General features: G+C 45.8%; 16 protein-coding genes. 14 read left to right on the top strand and 2 right to left on the bottom strand.

The window, feature by feature from the left end:
• Nucleotides 1–104: 104 nt before the first annotated feature.
• On the top strand, nt 105–659 hold the full coding sequence (locus ACPW7N_RS23710) for a sigma-70 family RNA polymerase sigma factor (RefSeq protein ID WP_425653993.1): 555 nt from the start codon (nt 105–107) through the stop codon (nt 657–659).
• The gene (locus tag ACPW7N_RS23705; RefSeq protein WP_425653990.1) at nt 629–1,666 is read left to right on the top strand and encodes a hypothetical protein; all 1,038 of its coding nucleotides are present in this window, start codon (nt 629–631) and stop codon (nt 1,664–1,666) included. Before ACPW7N_RS23710 ends, ACPW7N_RS23705 begins: the two co-directional genes overlap by 31 nt.
• A gap of 101 nt (nt 1,667–1,767) precedes the next feature.
• Here the strand turns inward: ACPW7N_RS23705 and ACPW7N_RS23700 are convergent, their stop codons facing one another.
• Nucleotides 1,768–2,451 (bottom strand): VOC family protein, encoded by a 684-nt coding sequence (locus tag ACPW7N_RS23700; RefSeq protein ID WP_425653988.1) that lies wholly within the window; start codon nt 2,449–2,451, stop codon nt 1,768–1,770.
• 199 nt (nt 2,452–2,650) lie between these two features.
• Here ACPW7N_RS23700 and lepA point away from each other — a divergent pair, with 199 nt between their 5' ends.
• From lepA to deoC, 11 genes are all read left to right on the top strand, one after another.
• Nucleotides 2,651–4,468 carry a translation elongation factor 4 gene (gene lepA / locus ACPW7N_RS23695; protein ID WP_425653986.1) on the top strand — a complete coding sequence of 606 codons (1,818 nt, stop codon included), beginning with the start codon at nt 2,651–2,653 and terminating at the stop codon, nt 4,466–4,468.
• Between the two features lie 141 nt (nt 4,469–4,609).
• Complete coding sequence (hemW, locus tag ACPW7N_RS23690) at nt 4,610–5,758, top strand: radical SAM family heme chaperone HemW (protein WP_425653985.1); 1,149 nt, start codon at nt 4,610–4,612, stop codon at nt 5,756–5,758.
• Between the two features lie 137 nt (nt 5,759–5,895).
• Nucleotides 5,896–6,921, top strand: a complete 1,026-nt coding sequence (gene hrcA / locus ACPW7N_RS23685; RefSeq protein ID WP_425653984.1) for a heat-inducible transcriptional repressor HrcA — start codon at nt 5,896–5,898, stop codon at nt 6,919–6,921.
• A gap of 101 nt (nt 6,922–7,022) precedes the next feature.
• On the top strand, nt 7,023–7,574 hold the full coding sequence (gene grpE / locus ACPW7N_RS23680) for a nucleotide exchange factor GrpE (RefSeq protein WP_425653981.1): 552 nt from the start codon (nt 7,023–7,025) through the stop codon (nt 7,572–7,574).
• 81 nt (nt 7,575–7,655) lie between these two features.
• A complete protein-coding gene (gene dnaK / locus ACPW7N_RS23675) occupies nt 7,656–9,491 on the top strand; it encodes a molecular chaperone DnaK (RefSeq protein WP_425653979.1) in 1,836 nt (611 codons plus the stop codon).
• Between the two features lie 222 nt (nt 9,492–9,713).
• Nucleotides 9,714–10,844, top strand: coding sequence for a molecular chaperone DnaJ (gene dnaJ, locus ACPW7N_RS23670; protein WP_425653978.1), 1,131 nt, complete (start codon nt 9,714–9,716; stop codon nt 10,842–10,844).
• A 43-nt stretch (nt 10,845–10,887) separates the two neighbouring features.
• Complete coding sequence (gene prmA / locus ACPW7N_RS23665; protein ID WP_425653977.1) at nt 10,888–11,829, top strand: 50S ribosomal protein L11 methyltransferase; 942 nt, start codon at nt 10,888–10,890, stop codon at nt 11,827–11,829.
• A 43-nt stretch (nt 11,830–11,872) separates the two neighbouring features.
• Nucleotides 11,873–12,604: a 16S rRNA (uracil(1498)-N(3))-methyltransferase gene (locus ACPW7N_RS23660; RefSeq protein WP_425653976.1), complete on the top strand. Its 732-nt coding sequence runs from the start codon at nt 11,873–11,875 to the stop codon at nt 12,602–12,604.
• A gap of 65 nt (nt 12,605–12,669) precedes the next feature.
• A complete protein-coding gene (gene mtaB / locus ACPW7N_RS23655) occupies nt 12,670–14,028 on the top strand; it encodes a tRNA (N(6)-L-threonylcarbamoyladenosine(37)-C(2))-methylthiotransferase MtaB (protein WP_425653975.1) in 1,359 nt (452 codons plus the stop codon).
• Nucleotides 14,025–14,453 (top strand): NUDIX hydrolase, encoded by a 429-nt coding sequence (locus ACPW7N_RS23650; protein ID WP_425653974.1) that lies wholly within the window; start codon nt 14,025–14,027, stop codon nt 14,451–14,453. The genes mtaB and ACPW7N_RS23650 overlap by 4 nt, the downstream gene beginning before the upstream one ends.
• A gap of 4 nt (nt 14,454–14,457) precedes the next feature.
• A complete protein-coding gene (gene deoC / locus ACPW7N_RS23645; RefSeq protein WP_425653973.1) occupies nt 14,458–15,123 on the top strand; it encodes a deoxyribose-phosphate aldolase in 666 nt (221 codons plus the stop codon).
• Between the two features lie 103 nt (nt 15,124–15,226).
• Here the strand turns inward: deoC and ACPW7N_RS23640 are convergent, their stop codons facing one another.
• On the bottom strand, nt 15,227–16,150 hold the full coding sequence (locus tag ACPW7N_RS23640) for a Na/Pi cotransporter family protein (protein ID WP_425654020.1): 924 nt from the start codon (nt 16,148–16,150) through the stop codon (nt 15,227–15,229).
• 144 nt (nt 16,151–16,294) lie between these two features.
• On the opposite strand from ACPW7N_RS23640, the gene ACPW7N_RS23635 reads away from it, so the two are divergent.
• Nucleotides 16,295–16,844 (top strand): class I SAM-dependent rRNA methyltransferase (locus ACPW7N_RS23635; RefSeq protein ID WP_425653971.1); only part of this gene is annotated, 550 nt, incomplete at its 3' end.

The following is a 16,844-nucleotide window of genomic DNA, read 5'->3' as shown; positions in this document are numbered from 1 at the left end:
GAAATCAATGTTTTTCTTTTTGCTTGTAACAAAAGGAACCGATGCTGCATCTAAAAGATGAAGCAAACAGGATCGCTCACGGAAAGGAGTGGAAGAGGCGGGAAATGGATGAATTCTATAAGCTGGAAAAATCGCCTGATGTACTTCTGGATGAGCTAATGGAAAAATACGGTACCAAAGTGCTTCGGCTTGTTTATTTTTTTGTGAAGGACCAAAGTATTGCAGAGGATATTACACAAGAAGTGTTCTTGAAGGTGTTCCGACGGATTGATACTTTCCGAGGTGATAGTGCTATACAGACATGGATCTATCAAATTGCGGTTAACGAGAGTAAAGGATATTTGCGTTCCTGGTCGTTTCGCAAGATATTTCCCTCCTGGGATCTGCAACGAGAGAGTGAAACAACCGTAGAAACTGAAGCTATGCAGAGGGTGGATAAGGAGACCATTGTCCATCAGGTTTTGAAACTGCCTGCAGTGTATCGTCAAATTATTGCTTTGCACTATTATGCAGACATGTCCATTGAAGAGGTAGCATTGGTTCTACAGGTGTCACAAGGAACGGTTCGTACCAGATTGCATCGAGCACGTCAAAAGTTGAGAGGACATTTGGAAAAGGAGGGGATTACATGGACATCGAGAGACAGCTACAGGAATTAAAGCAGGTGGCAGATCGAACTGTTTTGTCCGGGTTGGAAGTGGATGTCGCATTTCGCTCCCGTGTAAAACAAAAGCTTGCAACTACATCTCGTCAAAACAAGAGGTGGAATCTGGTTGTTCTGGGACTTATCGCAGCGTTTATCTTCTTGTTTGCATTCACTAATTTAATCAGTCCATCCAGTCTTTCCCTTATCTCCAAACCATTTCCTGATCGGTCGAATGCTTCTGGTAGATGGGAACTTTCTAAGGAACAGTCAGGTACCTCAGACGGCAAAGCATTCAACTATCTGGGCGAAAAGCCGGTGAGGATCATGACCACTGATCTTTACGAAGACCAGGGACAAAAAACGATCTGGCTGTTGGACGGTCCAATTAAATCTGGTGAGCGAGTGCAAATCATTGGTACAAAGGATTCAGGGGAACAGGCAAATCTGGGATCGTGGACTGTAGGAGAAGCGTTATTCGATGCGACAGGGCATTTTCCCTCCAGCATTGCACTTCCTTCGCCTGGTGTTTGGAAACTGGACGTAATGACCAGCAATGGTTCGTTAGGCTCGGTTACAGTACAAGTAAATGCAGGGGTTGCTCCTTATAGTGAATGGCTGGAGGATCTTATCGTTTCATACATTCAAAGTGACCAGGAGTTTGGATGGATCGGGCAGCCCAGGTTTGCCAGTATTGATATGTTTGGCGTATATGGTCCAAGTGCTGATCAGAAATATGTGTACGCCTGGGTGCTGGTAGAGTCATACAAACAAGAAAATGGCAACCTTGTGCAAGAAGCGGGGTGGAGCTTCCCTGCGAAGTTCGTTGTTGACTATGTAAATGGAGACTATCGAGTAACCAAAATGGAAGCACCAAGCGATGGCAGTGAATACTGGCCTAGTATCGAGCAAATCTTCCCGACGAAATATCACAAAACCATTAAAGAGAAAACCGGAAACGTAGCTGAGCTGCAAAAACAGATTGTAAAAAAGGCACAAGACTTTTTTTCGCAGAAGAAATAAGCGAATAATATCACAGAAGAATGAAGTAAGTTAATAGCATATAGAAGGTATAAAAGAAAACAGGATGCTGTCAAAGTTGCATCCTGTTTTAGCGTTCTTCCTTATTCAGTTGGAGTAGTGGACTCTTTTATGTTTTCCAATAGCAGGCCTTTTGGCTCTAAATATCCAAACCCGTATTCATCACCTGACTCAATTCGCAAGGAAGCATTGGTCAATGGAATGATGGCAGCGTGCGTATTTGGATAGTTGATGACGGTTGCTGGTGATTGAACCAGTTTCTCTATCAATGCCACATCCGCAGTCAAGGTTGTGGTGCGGATAATGGCTGCATGCGGAAACCCGATAGGAGATGGGCGGCGCTTGTCATATTGGATAAACCAAGGCAAATGACCGAATGAGCCAACCATACGAAAACTTACTGTTTCACCCGTAGGATCGACAATGTGTTGCACCGGTGTTTCCTGCACAGGATAACCTTCTGCTTGCAACGTGCTGCTCACTCGATCCAACTCGTCCGTTTCAAGTACAAATGTATGGAATCCGTCTCCATGTTCTTCCAGATAGGTTTTAAGAGCTTGACCACCTTCTGTTTGGGTGACGAGTTCTTCATTTTCAATATAAGCGACTTCCAAAAATCCGCCGCCAGTGAAAGGGTAAATCCGGGTGGCAACTCCGGGAAAAGACGCTCCGGTCGCTACTAAAGAATAACCACGTTCTGCAGTTAGATATTTATGTACTTCCTCTGGTTGCGAGGTTACGTATACGAGACGGTCTAATTGAAACATACAATCTCTCCTTTAGCGGATTTCATTACAATATCTTGCAATATTTGATCATTAGTACCAATCTAACATATCTTACTAGTAGTTGCGATACCTTCTCGTTAATTGAATCGTTGGTTGCTACAGGTTTCAAGCTTTGTTATACTAAATTCTAGTGCATTTTTTCGGAGGATGTCCACAGCCTGTGGGAGGGAATAATATTATGGATCGCCGTGAAAGACAAAAAAAAATTCGCAACTTCTCAATCATTGCTCATATTGACCACGGGAAATCGACTCTGGCAGACCGAATTCTCGAGCTTACCGGAGCGTTGAGTGAGCGAGAAATGGAAGCCCAGTTCCTTGATACAATGGACTTGGAAAGAGAACGTGGGATTACCATCAAACTGAATGCTGTACAATTGAAGTACAAAGCGAAAGATGGAGAAGACTATATTCTTCATTTAATTGATACGCCAGGACACGTCGACTTTACGTATGAGGTTTCACGCAGCTTGGCTGCCTGTGAAGGAGCATTGCTTGTCGTCGATGCAGCACAAGGGATTGAAGCGCAAACGCTAGCTAACGTTTACCTGGCACTGGATAATAACCTTGAAATTATCCCGATCATCAACAAGATCGATTTGCCAAGTGCGGAACCAGAACGTGTCAAACAGGAAGTAGAAGATGTCATTGGGCTTGATGCAAGTGAGGCATGTCTCACTTCTGCTAAAGCAGGTATCGGGATTCAGGATGTACTGGAAGCAGTTGTACAAAAAGTTCCTGCCCCTGAAGGTGACCCGGATGCACCGTTGCAAGCGCTGATCTTTGACTCATACTTTGATCCATATCGCGGGGTAATTGCCTCTGTTCGTATCGTCAATGGTACGGTACGCAAGGGTATGAAGATCCGCATGATGGCAACAAACAAGACGTATGAAGTAACAGAAGTAGGGACATCTACCCCTCGTCAGACACCAACAGATGAGTTGACAGTTGGTGATGTAGGATATGTAGCAGCAGCCATCAAAACAGTGGGCGATACTCGTGTGGGTGATACGATTACGGATGCAGCACGTCCGGCAGCCGAACCACTTCCAGGTTATCGAAAAATTAACCCGATGGTATTCTGCGGTCTCTATCCGATTGATACGAGCGAATATAACGATTTGCGTGATGCGCTTGAGAAGCTTCAGTTGAATGATGCTTCCTTGCAGTTCGAACCGGAGACGTCACAAGCGCTTGGATTTGGTTTCCGTTGTGGTTTTCTTGGACTTCTCCATATGGAAATCATCCAGGAGCGTATTGAGCGTGAATTTAATATTGATCTGATTACAACAGCACCAAGCGTTATCTATCGTGTCACTCAGACGAATGGCGAGGTTATTGAGATTGACAACCCTTCCAAAATGCCTGAAGTACAAAAAATCGATATGATTGAAGAGCCGTATGTGACGTCTACCGTCATGGTTCCAAAAGATTATGTTGGTGACGTGATGCAGTTATGCCAAGGCAAACGTGGGGACTTCCTCGATATGCAGTACCTTGGGGAAAATCGTGTGCAATTAAAGTACGATATGCCGCTTTCTGAGATCGTATATGACTTCTTTGACCTTCTGAAGTCTGGTACTCGTGGTTATGCTTCCTTCGACTATGAGATGGCTGGATATAAAGCTTCCAAGCTGGTGAAGATGGACATTCTTCTAAATGGGGAAGTAGTTGACGCTTTATCCTTTATCGTTCACAAAGACACTGCATATCAACGTGGAAAAGTCATTTGTGAGAAGTTGAAAGAACTGATTCCTCGTCAACAATTCGAGGTTCCAATTCAGGCAACAATCGGTCAAAAAGTAGTGGCACGTGAAACCATCAGTGCCATGCGCAAGAACGTACTTGCAAAATGTTATGGCGGTGACATCAGCCGTAAACGTAAGCTTTTGGAGAAACAAAAAGAGGGTAAAAAGCGGATGAAGGCAGTTGGGTCCGTTGAAGTTCCACAAGAAGCATTCATGGCGGTACTCCGCATGGACGATAAGAAATAGAGAGCCCTTTTTCAGGGGCCCAGCCAACACCAGCCATAGCGCAAAATTGGATGGGTAAAGTTACGACCTGGCGAAATCACGTCAGGTCGTCTATTTATGTTTATTCGTGAACCTACTATGAAAGGGTAAGGAGGGAAGAAAATGCCCCCAAAGTCCGTTTATTTGCACATCCCGTTTTGTACCAACAAATGCTACTACTGTGACTTTAATTCGTTTGTGACCAGCAACCCGCAGATCATTTGGGATTATCTAGAAGCCTTGCAGGAGGAGATGAAGCGGACGTTTGAGCTAACACCACCCGATTCAATTGATACCATTTTTGTTGGCGGTGGCACTCCGACTTACTTGAATCTGGAGCAGATGCGTTATTTCCTGGAAACAGTGGAGAAGCATCTCGGGAAGCATCTGAGTGATCAGCTAGAGTTTTCGATGGAAGCCAATCCCGGCACGACGGATATCGAGAAGCTGAAGCTGATGCGCTCATTTGGAGTCAATCGATTAAGCTTTGGTGTGCAATCGTTTGATGATGAGTTGTTGAAGCGAATTGGCCGCATTCACGACGCTGCCAATGTCTATCAAAGTGTTGATAATGCCGTACAAGCGGGTTTTTCCAACATATCCATTGATTTGATTTTCGGCTTGCCTGACCAAACTGTAGAGCAATTCCAAACAACAATAGACAAGGCAATGCAACTGCCACTCTCCCATATTTCCAGTTATGGATTAAAGGTCGAGGAAAACACGGTATTCCATACGCTCTATCAAAAAGGCCAATTGCCACTGCCAACAGAAGAGGCAGAGTTGGAAATGTACCTGCTTTTGATCGATTCTCTGCAAAAGCATGGCTTTCATCAATATGAAATCAGCAACTTTGCCAAAGCGGGAAAAGAAAGCAGACACAACTCGACCTACTGGCTGAACAATGATTATTACGGATTAGGTGCAGGTGCACATGGTTATTGCAACGGAGTGCGACACGTCAATGCTGGACCGCTTGCGAAATACGTAGAGATGGCGCAGCAAGGCCTTCCTCGTGTAGATGAATTCACGGTGCCTTCGAATGAAGCGATGGAAGATCAGCTTATTCTCGGTCTGCGTCTCATCCGAGGGGTTGAACTTGCAAGATTTGAACAACGTTTTGGCTGTACGGTTGAAAATGAGTTTGGCTCAATCGTGAGGGAAGAAATCGACAAAGGAATGCTGGAAATAAAAGATGGATTCTTGCGTTTAACCAAAAAGGGCCTTCCTCTGGGAAATGAAGTCTTTGCCCGTTTCCTGCGTGAAGAGTAGAAACGAAGCTTTTTTTTGCGAGATTCATTGCGATTTTCACCGAGAGACATTGACAAATGAATCGCCAATTGATAATTTAATTATAGAATTTAGCACTCAACAATAAAGAGTGCTAACAAGGGGAGGCGAAAGAACTGATGTTGTCTGACCGTCAACGTTTGATTTTGAATGCGATTGTAGATAATTACATTCATTCGGCCGAACCTGTTGGCTCTCGAACTCTTTCCAAACGGGAAGAAGTGGGCTTCAGTTCTGCAACCATCCGCAATGAAATGGCTGATTTGGAAGAGCTGGGGTATTTGGAACAGCCGCATACTTCTGCAGGGCGAGTCCCTTCGACCAAAGGGTACCGCTTCTACGTTGATAATCTGATTCAACCAAAGGATGTCAACCAGATTGAAGTAGCCAACCTCAAATCAATTTTTGCCGATCGGATTTTTCACTTTGAGCAGACGATCGAACATACGGCATCGATTTTGTCTCAAATGACTAACTACACGTCGATTGCTCTCGGCCCTGAGATCTTCGAACATCGCTTGAAGCATATTCAGATTGTACCGTTAAGTGAAAGTCAAGCGGTTGCGATTATCGTTACTCATACGGGACGGGTAGAGAATAAGGTGTTTAATTTGCCAGCGGAAATCAGCAGCTCCGAAATGGAGAAGCTGGTTAATATCCTGAACAGCAAACTACAGGATGCACCTCTCTGGCAATTGCGCCAACGTCTGTATGATGAAGTAGCGCAAGAGATGCGCCGTCATGTAGAGCAGTATGAAGAGATGCTTTACATGATTGAACAGACGTTTACGAACGAAGCAGCAGACCGTGTTTTCTTGCATGGTGCGACGAAAATCATGAACCAGCCGGAATTCCGTGACGTCGAGAAGGTCAAAGATATTCTGGAGCTACTCGAGCAGAATCAACAGTTGGTAAATCTGTTTAATAACGCTGAGGGGCTCACAATCCGAATCGGACAAGAGAATGCGGCAGATGCCATGAAAAATTGCAGTATCATCACCACCTCCTATTATCTGGAGGGAAAACCAGTCGGAGCCATTGGAATTTTAGGACCGACACGGATGGAGTACGGCAAGGTGATTTCTGTGTTGAATTACCTGGCACAGGGTCTATCACAGGTTTTGACTACCCAATTCAAAAAGTGAATGAGGCAGGGATTTCCCTGCTTACATAAAGCAAAAACCAACGAGCAATCACCCAACTGATTGAAAGAAGGGGAAAGCTCGAATGGCAGGAGGTTATTTGTTTGGCGGAAGACAAGTCTACAACTGAACTTCACGATGAAAATGCGAAGGAAACGAACGACGATCATATGGAAGCAACAGAAGCTGCAACTGCTACAGTAGAAGGCAGCGAACTAGACCATTGGAAAGCACAGGCAGAAGAACATCAGAACCGTCTCTTGCGTACCTTGGCTGATATGGAGAACTTGCGTCGACGTGTGCGTAAGGAACAGGAAGATCTGGCGAAGTATGCTTCGCTAAAAGTGATTGAAAATCTGCTTCCTGCACTCGATAATTTCGAACGAGCACTGGCAGTAGACAAAGAGTCCCTAACCGTCGAATCTCTTTTGCAAGGGGTCAACATGGTTTATCGTCAAATGGTGCAGGTTTTCGAACAGGAAGGCTTGCAAAAAATTGAAGCGCAAGGCCAACCGTTTGATCCGCACAAACACCAAGCAGTGATGCAAGCAGATGACCCTGACTATGGATCTGGCATCGTCGTAGAGGAATTCCAAAAAGGCTACCAGTTCAAAGATCGTGTGGTTCGTCCTTCGATGGTTAAGGTAAATTCTTAATTTGCTTGCAAACTACCCAATATGAAGCAATTTCTTTTACTACTAATAGAATGATGGTATTTATAAGGAGGAAATGTAGCGATGAGTCGCGTGATTGGTATTGACCTTGGAACAACTAACTCTTGTGTAGCAATTATGGAGGGTGGCGAGCCAGTCGTTATCCCAAATCCAGAAGGAAACCGTACAACCCCATCTGTAGTCGCATTCAAAAATGGCGAGCGCATCGTTGGTGAAGCAGCGAAACGCCAAGCAATCACAAATCCTGACAACACAGTAATCTCAATCAAACGTTGGATGGGTACCAACCATAAAGAAACGTTGGAAGGCAAAGAATATACACCTCAAGAAGTTTCTGCCATGATTCTGCAAAAATTGAAATCTGACGCAGAAGCGTATCTCGGTCAACCGGTAACGCAAGCAGTTATCACAGTTCCGGCGTATTTCAATGACTCTCAACGTCAGGCTACCAAAGATGCTGGTAAAATTGCGGGTCTTGAAGTTCTTCGTATTGTAAACGAGCCAACTGCTGCAGCACTTGCATACGGTATGGAAAAAAATGAAGATCAAACTGTTCTTGTATATGACTTGGGTGGCGGTACTTTCGACGTTTCCATCCTCGAACTTTCTGAAGGTTTCTTTGAAGTAAAAGCAACTTCTGGTGATAACAAACTGGGTGGAGATGACTTTGACCAAGTAGTTATCGACTATCTTGTAAATGAGTTCAAAAAGGAAAACGGCATTGATCTTTCCAAAGATCGCATGGCGCTCCAACGCTTGAAAGATGCAGCAGAAAAAGCGAAGAAAGACTTGTCTGGTGTACTTACTACAACAATCTCTCTTCCATTTATCACGGCAGATGCAACAGGTCCAAAACACTTGGAGCTGAACCTGACTCGTGCGAAATTCGAAGAGCTTTCCGCTCATTTGGTAGAACGTACTATGGGACCTACTCGTCAAGCATTGCAAGACGCTGGATTGTCTCCTAATCAAATTGATAAAGTCATTCTTGTTGGTGGATCCAGCCGTATTCCAGCGGTTCAAGAAGCGATCAAAAAAGTATTGGGCCAAGAACCGCACAAGGGCGTAAACCCGGATGAAGTAGTTGCTCTTGGTGCTGCTGTTCAAGCAGGCGTACTGACTGGTGACGTAAAAGACGTCGTTCTTCTCGATGTAACTCCACTCTCTCTTGGTATCGAAACATTGGGTGGCGTATTCACAAGATTGATCGATCGCAATACAACTATCCCAACAAGCAAATCACAGGTGTTCTCTACAGCGGCTGACAGTCAAACGGCTGTAGATATCCACGTATTGCAAGGTGAGCGCCAAATGGCAGCGGACAATAAAACATTAGGCCGTTTCCAATTGACTGATATTCCACCAGCTCCTCGTGGAGTGCCACAAATCGAAGTATCATTTGACATCGATGCAAACGGTATCGTAAACGTACGTGCCAAAGATCTCGGAACTGGCAAAGAGCACCGTATTACCATCACTTCCAACTCTGGCTTGAACGATGCAGAGATCGAACGCATGGTAAAAGAAGCGGAACTCAATGCAGAAGCTGATAAACAACGCAAAGAAGCTGTTGAAATCCGTAACCAGGCAGACCAACTCGTCTTCACGACAGAGAAAACGTTGAAAGATCTCGAAGGCAAAGTTGATCAAGCTGACGTTGATAAAGCGAATGAAGCAAAAGAAAAAGTGAAAAAAGCACTCGAAGGCAACAATACAGAAGAAATCAAGAGCGCTACCGAGGAACTCACACAAATCGTACAACAGCTTTCCATGAAGTTGTATGAGCAAGCGGCTCAGGCACAACAAGCTGCTCAAGGTGCCGAGGCTCAACAAGGTGCTGGAGGACAAAGAGACAACGTAGTAGATGCAGACTATGAAGTTGTAGACGATAAAAAATAGGTAAGGAACCGAAACGGGAAGAAAGTCAAAGTCAGGGGTTGATGGCTTTGACTTTTTTTCGATGGTAGTTAAGGAATTTTTAAGTTTGGGGCCCCGCACGACGCGATCGATAGCTTGTGTCGGGTGGGTTATAGAGTCAGAGGGGAATGTCTCATTGATGCAATTGGCTCTGCATGCTATAGTTAACTTTGACTGTCTGGGATACGGGAGTGATTAAAGGTAATGAAACGTGATTATTATGAGGTCCTTGGGGTTGGAAAGGATGCGAGCGAAGACGATATCAAGAAAGCGTATCGCAAGCTGGCAAGACAGTACCATCCCGATGTAAATAAAGAAGAAAATGCGGAAGAGAAGTTCAAAGAAGTAAAAGAAGCATACGACGTGCTGTCTGATACACAGAAACGTGCCGGCTATGATCGATTCGGTCATCAGGACCCGAACCAGGGATTTGGTGGGGGCGGATTTGACCCGAACGGAATGGGTGGCTTTGGAGATATTTTTGATATGTTTTTCGGTGGTGGAGGAGGCAGACGTTCCAATCCGAATGCACCACGCAAAGGAGCAGACCTGCAATTCTCCCTGCAAATTGATTTCAAGGATGCCGTATTTGGCAAAGAAACAGATATCGAAATTCCACGTGAAGCGAACTGTGATACGTGCCATGGATCAGGAGCCAAGCCGGGAACAACACCGGAAACGTGTAAAACCTGTAACGGATCAGGGCAACAAGAAGTGGTGGCGAATACTCCGTTTGGTCGTATCGTAAACCGTCGTGCTTGTCAAACATGTGATGGCCGTGGAAAAGTAGTCAAAGAAAAATGTACACATTGCCGTGGAACAGGACGTGTGAAAATCCGTCGTAAGATCCACTTGAACATCCCTGCTGGTGTAGACGACGGAGCACAGCTTCGCGTATCTGGCGAGGGAGAAGCAGGTGTGAACGGTGGTCCGGCTGGAGACTTGTACGTCATCCTGCGAGTGAAGGATCACGAGTTCTTTGAGCGAGAAGGCAATGACATTTATTGTGAAATACCAATCAATTTTACCCAAGCTGCATTGGGAGACGAAATTGAAGTGCCTACGCTTGACGGGAAAGTGAAGCTCAAAATCCCTGCTGCGACTCAAACGGGAACTTACTTTAGAATTAGAGGCAAAGGGGTTCCGTACTTGCGCGGCAATGGAGTAGGGGATCAGCATATCAAGGTTCGAGTGGTAACTCCAACCAAGTTAACAGATAAACAAAAAGATTTGCTTCGTGAGCTTGCCTCACTAAGCGATGGAGCTCCATTAGAAATGCCGCATGAGGACGACAGTTTCTTCGGTAAGATGAAGCGGGCTTTTCGAGGAGAGTAATGGATAGCAGGTATTTTGGAAAAGTACGGGGGATGATCGAATTATGAAATGGTCAGAAATTTGTATCCACACGACGGCTGAAGCAGTAGATGCCGTTTCGAATTTGTTGTATGAAGCGGGTGCTAACGGGGTGGTTATCGAAGACCCAGAGGTGTTGCACCGTGAATGGGATACGAAGTTTGGAGAGATCTATCACTTGTCCCCCGACGATTTTCCTGCCGAGGGAGTCTACGTGAAAGGGTATCTTCCTGTTAACAGCTACCTCGGCGAGACAGTAGAAGCACTAAAGGTTGGACTGAATGAACTTTTGCTGTATGGACTGGAGCTTGGCAAAGGTACCATTACGACAACTGAAGTGCATGAAGACGAATGGGCAACTGCTTGGAAAAAATATTACAAGCCGGTCACCGTTTCTGAGCGAATCACGATTACGCCGGTATGGGAAATGTATGAGCCGAAGAATGAAGACGAGCTGATCATTGAAATGGACCCTGGCATGGCATTCGGGACAGGTACACATCCGACAACGGTACTGTGTATTCGTGCTATCGAAAAATATCTCAAGCCAGGAGACCGTGTGTATGATGTGGGAACGGGTACGGGGATTCTAAGTATTGCGGCAGCGAAATTGGGAGCTAGCAGTATTCTTGCCATGGACTTGGACGAGATTGCCGTTCGTTCTGCCCAAGAGAATATCAAGATCAATAAATGCAGTGACGAAATACAGGTGAAGCAAAATAATCTGTTGGACGGTATTTCCGATCAAGTGGAAGTGGTCGTTGCCAACATCCTAGCAGAAGTCATCTGCCGTTTCACTGACGATGTGGCACGAGTTCTGCTGCCAGAAGGGACATTCATTGCATCTGGTATTATCAAAGCGAGAGAAGACGACGTCAAAGCAGCTCTCGCCAAATCTCAGCTCGAAGTCATCGAGACGGTTCACATCGATGATTGGGTAGCTATTATCGCCAAAAAACGGGCATGACGTATTTGACCAAAACATAGTAGAATAGTGAGGTTGCGTATCTATGCAACGATATTTTGTTGAGCCTCACCAGATGTCTGATCGAGAAGTAATCATCACGGGTGACGACGTTCATCATATTGTTAAGGTGATGCGTCATTCCGTTGGAGATTCGATTCTTGTAAGTAATGGAGAAGGACGTGCTGCACTGGCACGTCTTACGCTGTTGAATGCGGGAGAAGTTCGTGCTGACATCGTGGAAGAAAGAAACGAGGTTCGAGAGTTGCCCATCCGGGTTACCATCGGACAAGGATTGCCAAAAGCAGATAAACTGGAGTGGATTATTCAGAAAGGAACAGAGATGGGGGCGTATGCATTCCAGCCGTTTTCTTCTGAGAGAACCATCGTCAAGCTCGATGAGAAAAAAGAGGGCAAGAAGCTGGAACGTTGGCAAAAAATTGCCAAAGAAGCGGCCGAACAAGCCCATCGTCATATCCTGCCCAAGGTTTTGAATCCTACTTCATTTAAAAATCTGTTGGCTTCATCCGAATCGTACTCAACTCGTCTGATTGCCTATGAGCAAGAGACATCGGTACGACTGAAAGATGTTTGTGAAACCATCGCTCCGGGAGACTCCCTTCTTGTTCTGATCGGTCCAGAAGGTGGATTTTCGGCAGACGAGGTAGCACTGGCGCAGGCAGCAGGTTTTGTATCTGTACAATTAGGTCCGAGAATTCTGAGAACCGAGACAGCAAGCCAATATGTGTTGGCTGCTCTTTCGTTTCATTTCGAATAGATCGTTCTATTGAATGGAATATACGAAAAACATCCAGACGTTTTTCACAGAAAGGAGGGGGAGCAATGAGTACAGTTGCTTTCCACACATTAGGCTGTAAAGTAAACAGCTATGAAACTGAAGCCATCTGGCAAATATTCAAGGCACAAGGCTATGATCGGGTCGATTTCGAGACGGAAGCTGCCGATGTGTACATCATCAATACATGTACCGTAACCAACACAGGAGACAAAAAAAGCCGTCAGGTCATTCGTCGTGCGATCAGGCGCAATCCAGAGGCAATTGTTGCCGTAACAGGTTGTTATGCACAGACTTCTCCTAATGAAATTGCCGACATTCCAGGCGTAGATATTATCGTTGGTACGCAGGGCCGAGAGCGTCTTGTAGAATATGTAGAACAGATTCAAGCGGAGCGTACACCGATTAACGCAGTAGGCAACATAATGAAAGCACGGGCGTTCGAGGAACTGGATGTCCCTTCCTTTACTGACAGAACGAGAGCTTCCCTCAAAATTCAAGAGGGCTGCAACAACTTCTGCACCTTCTGTATTATTCCTTGGGCTCGTGGACTCATGCGGTCACGCCAACCGGAAAGTGTCATCGAGCAAGCTCGGAAACTCGTTGCAGCAGGCTATCTGGAAATCGTATTAACAGGAATTCATACAGGAGGCTATGGTGAGGATCTAGAAGACTACAACTTAGCTAAGCTCCTGCGTGATCTCGAACAGGTGGAAGGGCTCAAACGCATTCGCATCAGCTCGATTGAAGCAAGCCAAATCACTGATGAAGTGATCGAGGTTATCAATAACTCTGAAAAGGTATGCCGCCACTTGCACGTTCCTCTCCAGGCAGGCGATGATGAAGTATTGAAGCGCATGCGCCGCAAATACACGACGCAAGAGTTCAAAGAGAAGATGGAAAAAGTTCGCCAAGCACTGCCAGGCGTAGCTTTAACTTCCGATGTGATTGTCGGTTTCCCAGGCGAAACGGACGAGCAATTCATGAACGGCTATCGGTTTATTCAGGAGATCGGCTTTGCTGAATTGCATGTGTTCCCTTATTCCATGCGTACCGGGACTCCTGCTGCTCGAATGACTGATCAAGTAGATGAAGAAGTGAAGAAGGACCGGGTTGCCAAGCTGATTGAACTCAGCAATGAGCTTTCCTTGAACTATGCCAAGGGTTATCTGGGTGATGTCCTTGAGGTAATTCCAGAGGGGCCGTACAAAGGAGACCCGAACAGCGGGTTCATCCAAGGCTATTCTGATAATTACCTGAATGTTGTTTTCGAAGGGACAGAAGAGATGATTGGCAAAGTGTGCAAAGTGAAGCTGGACAAAGCAGGTTCAGAATATTGCCATGGTACATTTGTCCGTGTCTTGGAAGAGGCAAAAGCAGTACGTGTTGAGGAATCTGCCGTATGATCGAAATTTCCGCTGGAGGAGTAGTCTATCGCCAAGAGAAAGATCAGCTTTACTTCTTGCTGATTGAAGATCGCTATGGAAAAATGACGCTAGCCAAAGGGAAATTGGAGCCCGGTGAAACACTGGAGGAAGCAGCGATCCGTGAAATTCTGGAGGAGACCAGTGTGCACGGAAAACTGATTAGCCCGATTGAGACCGTTTACTACATGTATAACCACCCCGTAACGGGCGAGAAGGTGAACAAGGAAGTACACTATTATCTGATCGAGGCTATGACAGAGGGTCTGACTGCTCAGATCGAGGAAATCCGTGCTGTTCATTGGTTCAAACCATTGGAAGCGTGGAAATTGCAACTCAAAAAAGGCTATAAAAATAATGAAAGTGTGCTGAAAAAAGCATTGACCCATTTCAAAATCGAGGTGTAACGAGATGAATCTGAGTCAATTCATTGATCATACGTTATTAAAACCTGATGCTACAGCCGCTATGATTGACAAACTTTGCGAGGAAGCGAAAGAGTACAAATTTGCCTCTGTTTGTGTGAACCCTACATGGATCAAACGTTGTGCCGCACATTTGGCTGGTACCGATGTGAAAGTGTGCACAGTGATCGGATTTCCACTGGGAGCAAATACGCCGGAAGTGAAAGCAGCTGAAACACGTGATGCGATTGCTAACGGTGCGACAGAAGTGGACATGGTGATCAACGTAGGCGCAATGAAATCAGGTGACCTTGATCTGGTGAAACGTGACATCCAGTCGGTAGTTGAGGCTTCTGGTGATGTGCTGGTCAAAGTGATTATTGAAACCGGTTTGCTCACTGATGAGGAAAAGGTGACAGCGTGTAACCTGAGTGTGCAAGCAGGCGCTGATTACGTGAAAACCTCTACGGGCTTTGGCCCTGGAGGAGCAACGGTAGAGGATATTGCTCTCATGCGCAAAACTGTAGGGCCTGACATTGGCGTCAAAGCTTCTGGTGGTGTACGTGACCGTGAAACATCCATTGCGATGGTGAATGCAGGTGCTACCCGTATTGGTGCAAGTGCTGGTATTGCCATCGTGTCGGGTGAGACTGCAAACGGTAGCGGGTACTAATATCACAACACCGATGATGGACAGAGAGTGAAGGTGACAAGCCTTCACTTTTTAAGTTTGGGGCCCCACCCGACGCCAGCGATAGCTTGTGTCGGGTGGGTTTTCATCGGATCAGCCGTTGCGTGATTTTACCGATTTGCGTGGCAAAGGGCAGGGCAACGAGTGAGCATACCAGATTGAAGATCGTTTGCGAGTGAGCAATCTGTATGGCAGGATCGGCCGTAAGCATTGCCGATATCTGGGCAAGACTAGAGAGAAATGGCAGAAAAAACAGTGCTCCTGCGACATTGAACAACGTATGCAGCCATGCGACCTGTTTGGAAGCCAGATTGGTTCCGATGCTCGCAATAAGGGCAGTAAAACAGGTGCCAATATTTGCCCCCAATACAATCGCAAGTGCCGTTTCCATCGTAAAGATTTGGTGCACCATCAGACTCATCGTGATTGCTGTTGTCGCAGAGCTGCTATGAATCAATGCCGTAAAAACTGTTCCAGTCAAAAGTCCAATCCAAATCGAATGGCTGCTCTCCAGGAATAACGTGCGAAACGTCTGTGAGGTCTCCAACGGTTTGGCCATCACCTGCATCGTATCAATGCCCAGAAACACTAAACCGAAGCCGCCAAGAATCAATCCGATACTGCGAAACAATGGTTTACTTTGCAACCACATGGCTGCACCAACTAACAGAATCGGTACAGCAAAGTCTTCGAGCCTCAGCGCAATCAATTCGGTAGTTACCGTCGTTCCCACATTGGTACCCAGAATAATGCCGACTGTCTGTGCGAAGCCGATGATCCCTGAGTGGGTCAGTGAAATCGTCAGCACGGTAACGGCACTGGAGCTTTGCAGGGCAAATGTGGAGAACAACCCCGAGAAAAAACTGTGTGTAGGGGTTCTCGTAAAGCGCAGCATGATGCTCTCCATCTGATTGCCTGCGAGATTGTGGAACCCTGAACGCATCAGATACATACCAGTCAAGAAATAACTTAATCCCAAACAAAAAGGGATAACGATTTCTGTTAACAGTTTCACAGCAAGAAATCCCCTCTCCCTATCAGTAGTTACTTTTAGATCCTGTTCAAAAAGGAGGACAAACCCGGACTTTTTGAACTACCTTTTATACGCTATGCCTGATTTTAGACAAGCATGACAAGGAGGTCATTTCGGAAGATGGCAAAAGTATTTTTAGAACGCAATCGAAAAAAACGGTTGGAATCAGGTCATCCGTGGATATTCCAATCCGAAGTAAAAGAGATCCAGGGAGATTATGCGCCAGGTGACATCGTGGAAGTAGTCAATCACCAAGGTCATTTTCTGGCCAAAGGATACATTAATCCGAACTCACAAATGATTGTCCGTGTACTCTCATATGATCCCAAAGAAGAGATTGACATTCAGTTCTTCATTCGCCGTTTCACGGAAGCAGGGGAGCACCGCACTCGCTTTGTATCCAATCCAAAAGCGTGCAGACTGATATATGGCGAAGCTGACTTTTTACCAGGACTGATCGTTGACCGGTATGAAGATGTCCTCGTAGTCCAAATCCTATCGCTCGGCATGGAAGTCAGAAGAGACCTGATCAAAGATGCACTGATCCGCGTTTTTGCTCCCAAAGGCATTTATCTGCGCAATGATGTCCCGGTTCGTGAATTGGAAGGTCTGGAGCAAACCAAAGAAGTGTTGTACGGGGAGTGTCCACGAGAGATCACGATTGAGGAAA

The sequence above is a fragment of the Brevibacillus nigriterrae genome, assembly GCF_049846925.1.
GTDB lineage: Bacteria > Bacillota > Bacilli > Brevibacillales > Brevibacillaceae > Brevibacillus_H.
Note: the sequence above shows the minus strand (reverse complement) of the source record. Positions and strands in the feature narration are given on the sequence as shown.

Coding starts and splice junctions, on each gene's coding strand:
- ACPW7N_RS23710 (WP_425653993.1), top strand. CDS start 105: ATGGATGAATTCTATAAGCTGGAAAAATCGCCTGATGTACTTCTGGAT.
- ACPW7N_RS23705 (WP_425653990.1), top strand. CDS start 629: ATGGACATCGAGAGACAGCTACAGGAATTAAAGCAGGTGGCAGATCGA.
- ACPW7N_RS23700 (WP_425653988.1), bottom strand. CDS start 2,451: ATGTTTCAATTAGACCGTCTCGTATACGTAACCTCGCAACCAGAGGAA.
- lepA (WP_425653986.1), top strand. CDS start 2,651: ATGGATCGCCGTGAAAGACAAAAAAAAATTCGCAACTTCTCAATCATT.
- hemW (WP_425653985.1), top strand. CDS start 4,610: ATGCCCCCAAAGTCCGTTTATTTGCACATCCCGTTTTGTACCAACAAA.
- hrcA (WP_425653984.1), top strand. CDS start 5,896: ATGTTGTCTGACCGTCAACGTTTGATTTTGAATGCGATTGTAGATAAT.
- dnaK (WP_425653979.1), top strand. CDS start 7,656: ATGAGTCGCGTGATTGGTATTGACCTTGGAACAACTAACTCTTGTGTA.
- dnaJ (WP_425653978.1), top strand. CDS start 9,714: ATGAAACGTGATTATTATGAGGTCCTTGGGGTTGGAAAGGATGCGAGC.
- prmA (WP_425653977.1), top strand. CDS start 10,888: ATGAAATGGTCAGAAATTTGTATCCACACGACGGCTGAAGCAGTAGAT.
- ACPW7N_RS23660 (WP_425653976.1), top strand. CDS start 11,873: ATGCAACGATATTTTGTTGAGCCTCACCAGATGTCTGATCGAGAAGTA.
- mtaB (WP_425653975.1), top strand. CDS start 12,670: ATGAGTACAGTTGCTTTCCACACATTAGGCTGTAAAGTAAACAGCTAT.
- ACPW7N_RS23650 (WP_425653974.1), top strand. CDS start 14,025: ATGATCGAAATTTCCGCTGGAGGAGTAGTCTATCGCCAAGAGAAAGAT.
- deoC (WP_425653973.1), top strand. CDS start 14,458: ATGAATCTGAGTCAATTCATTGATCATACGTTATTAAAACCTGATGCT.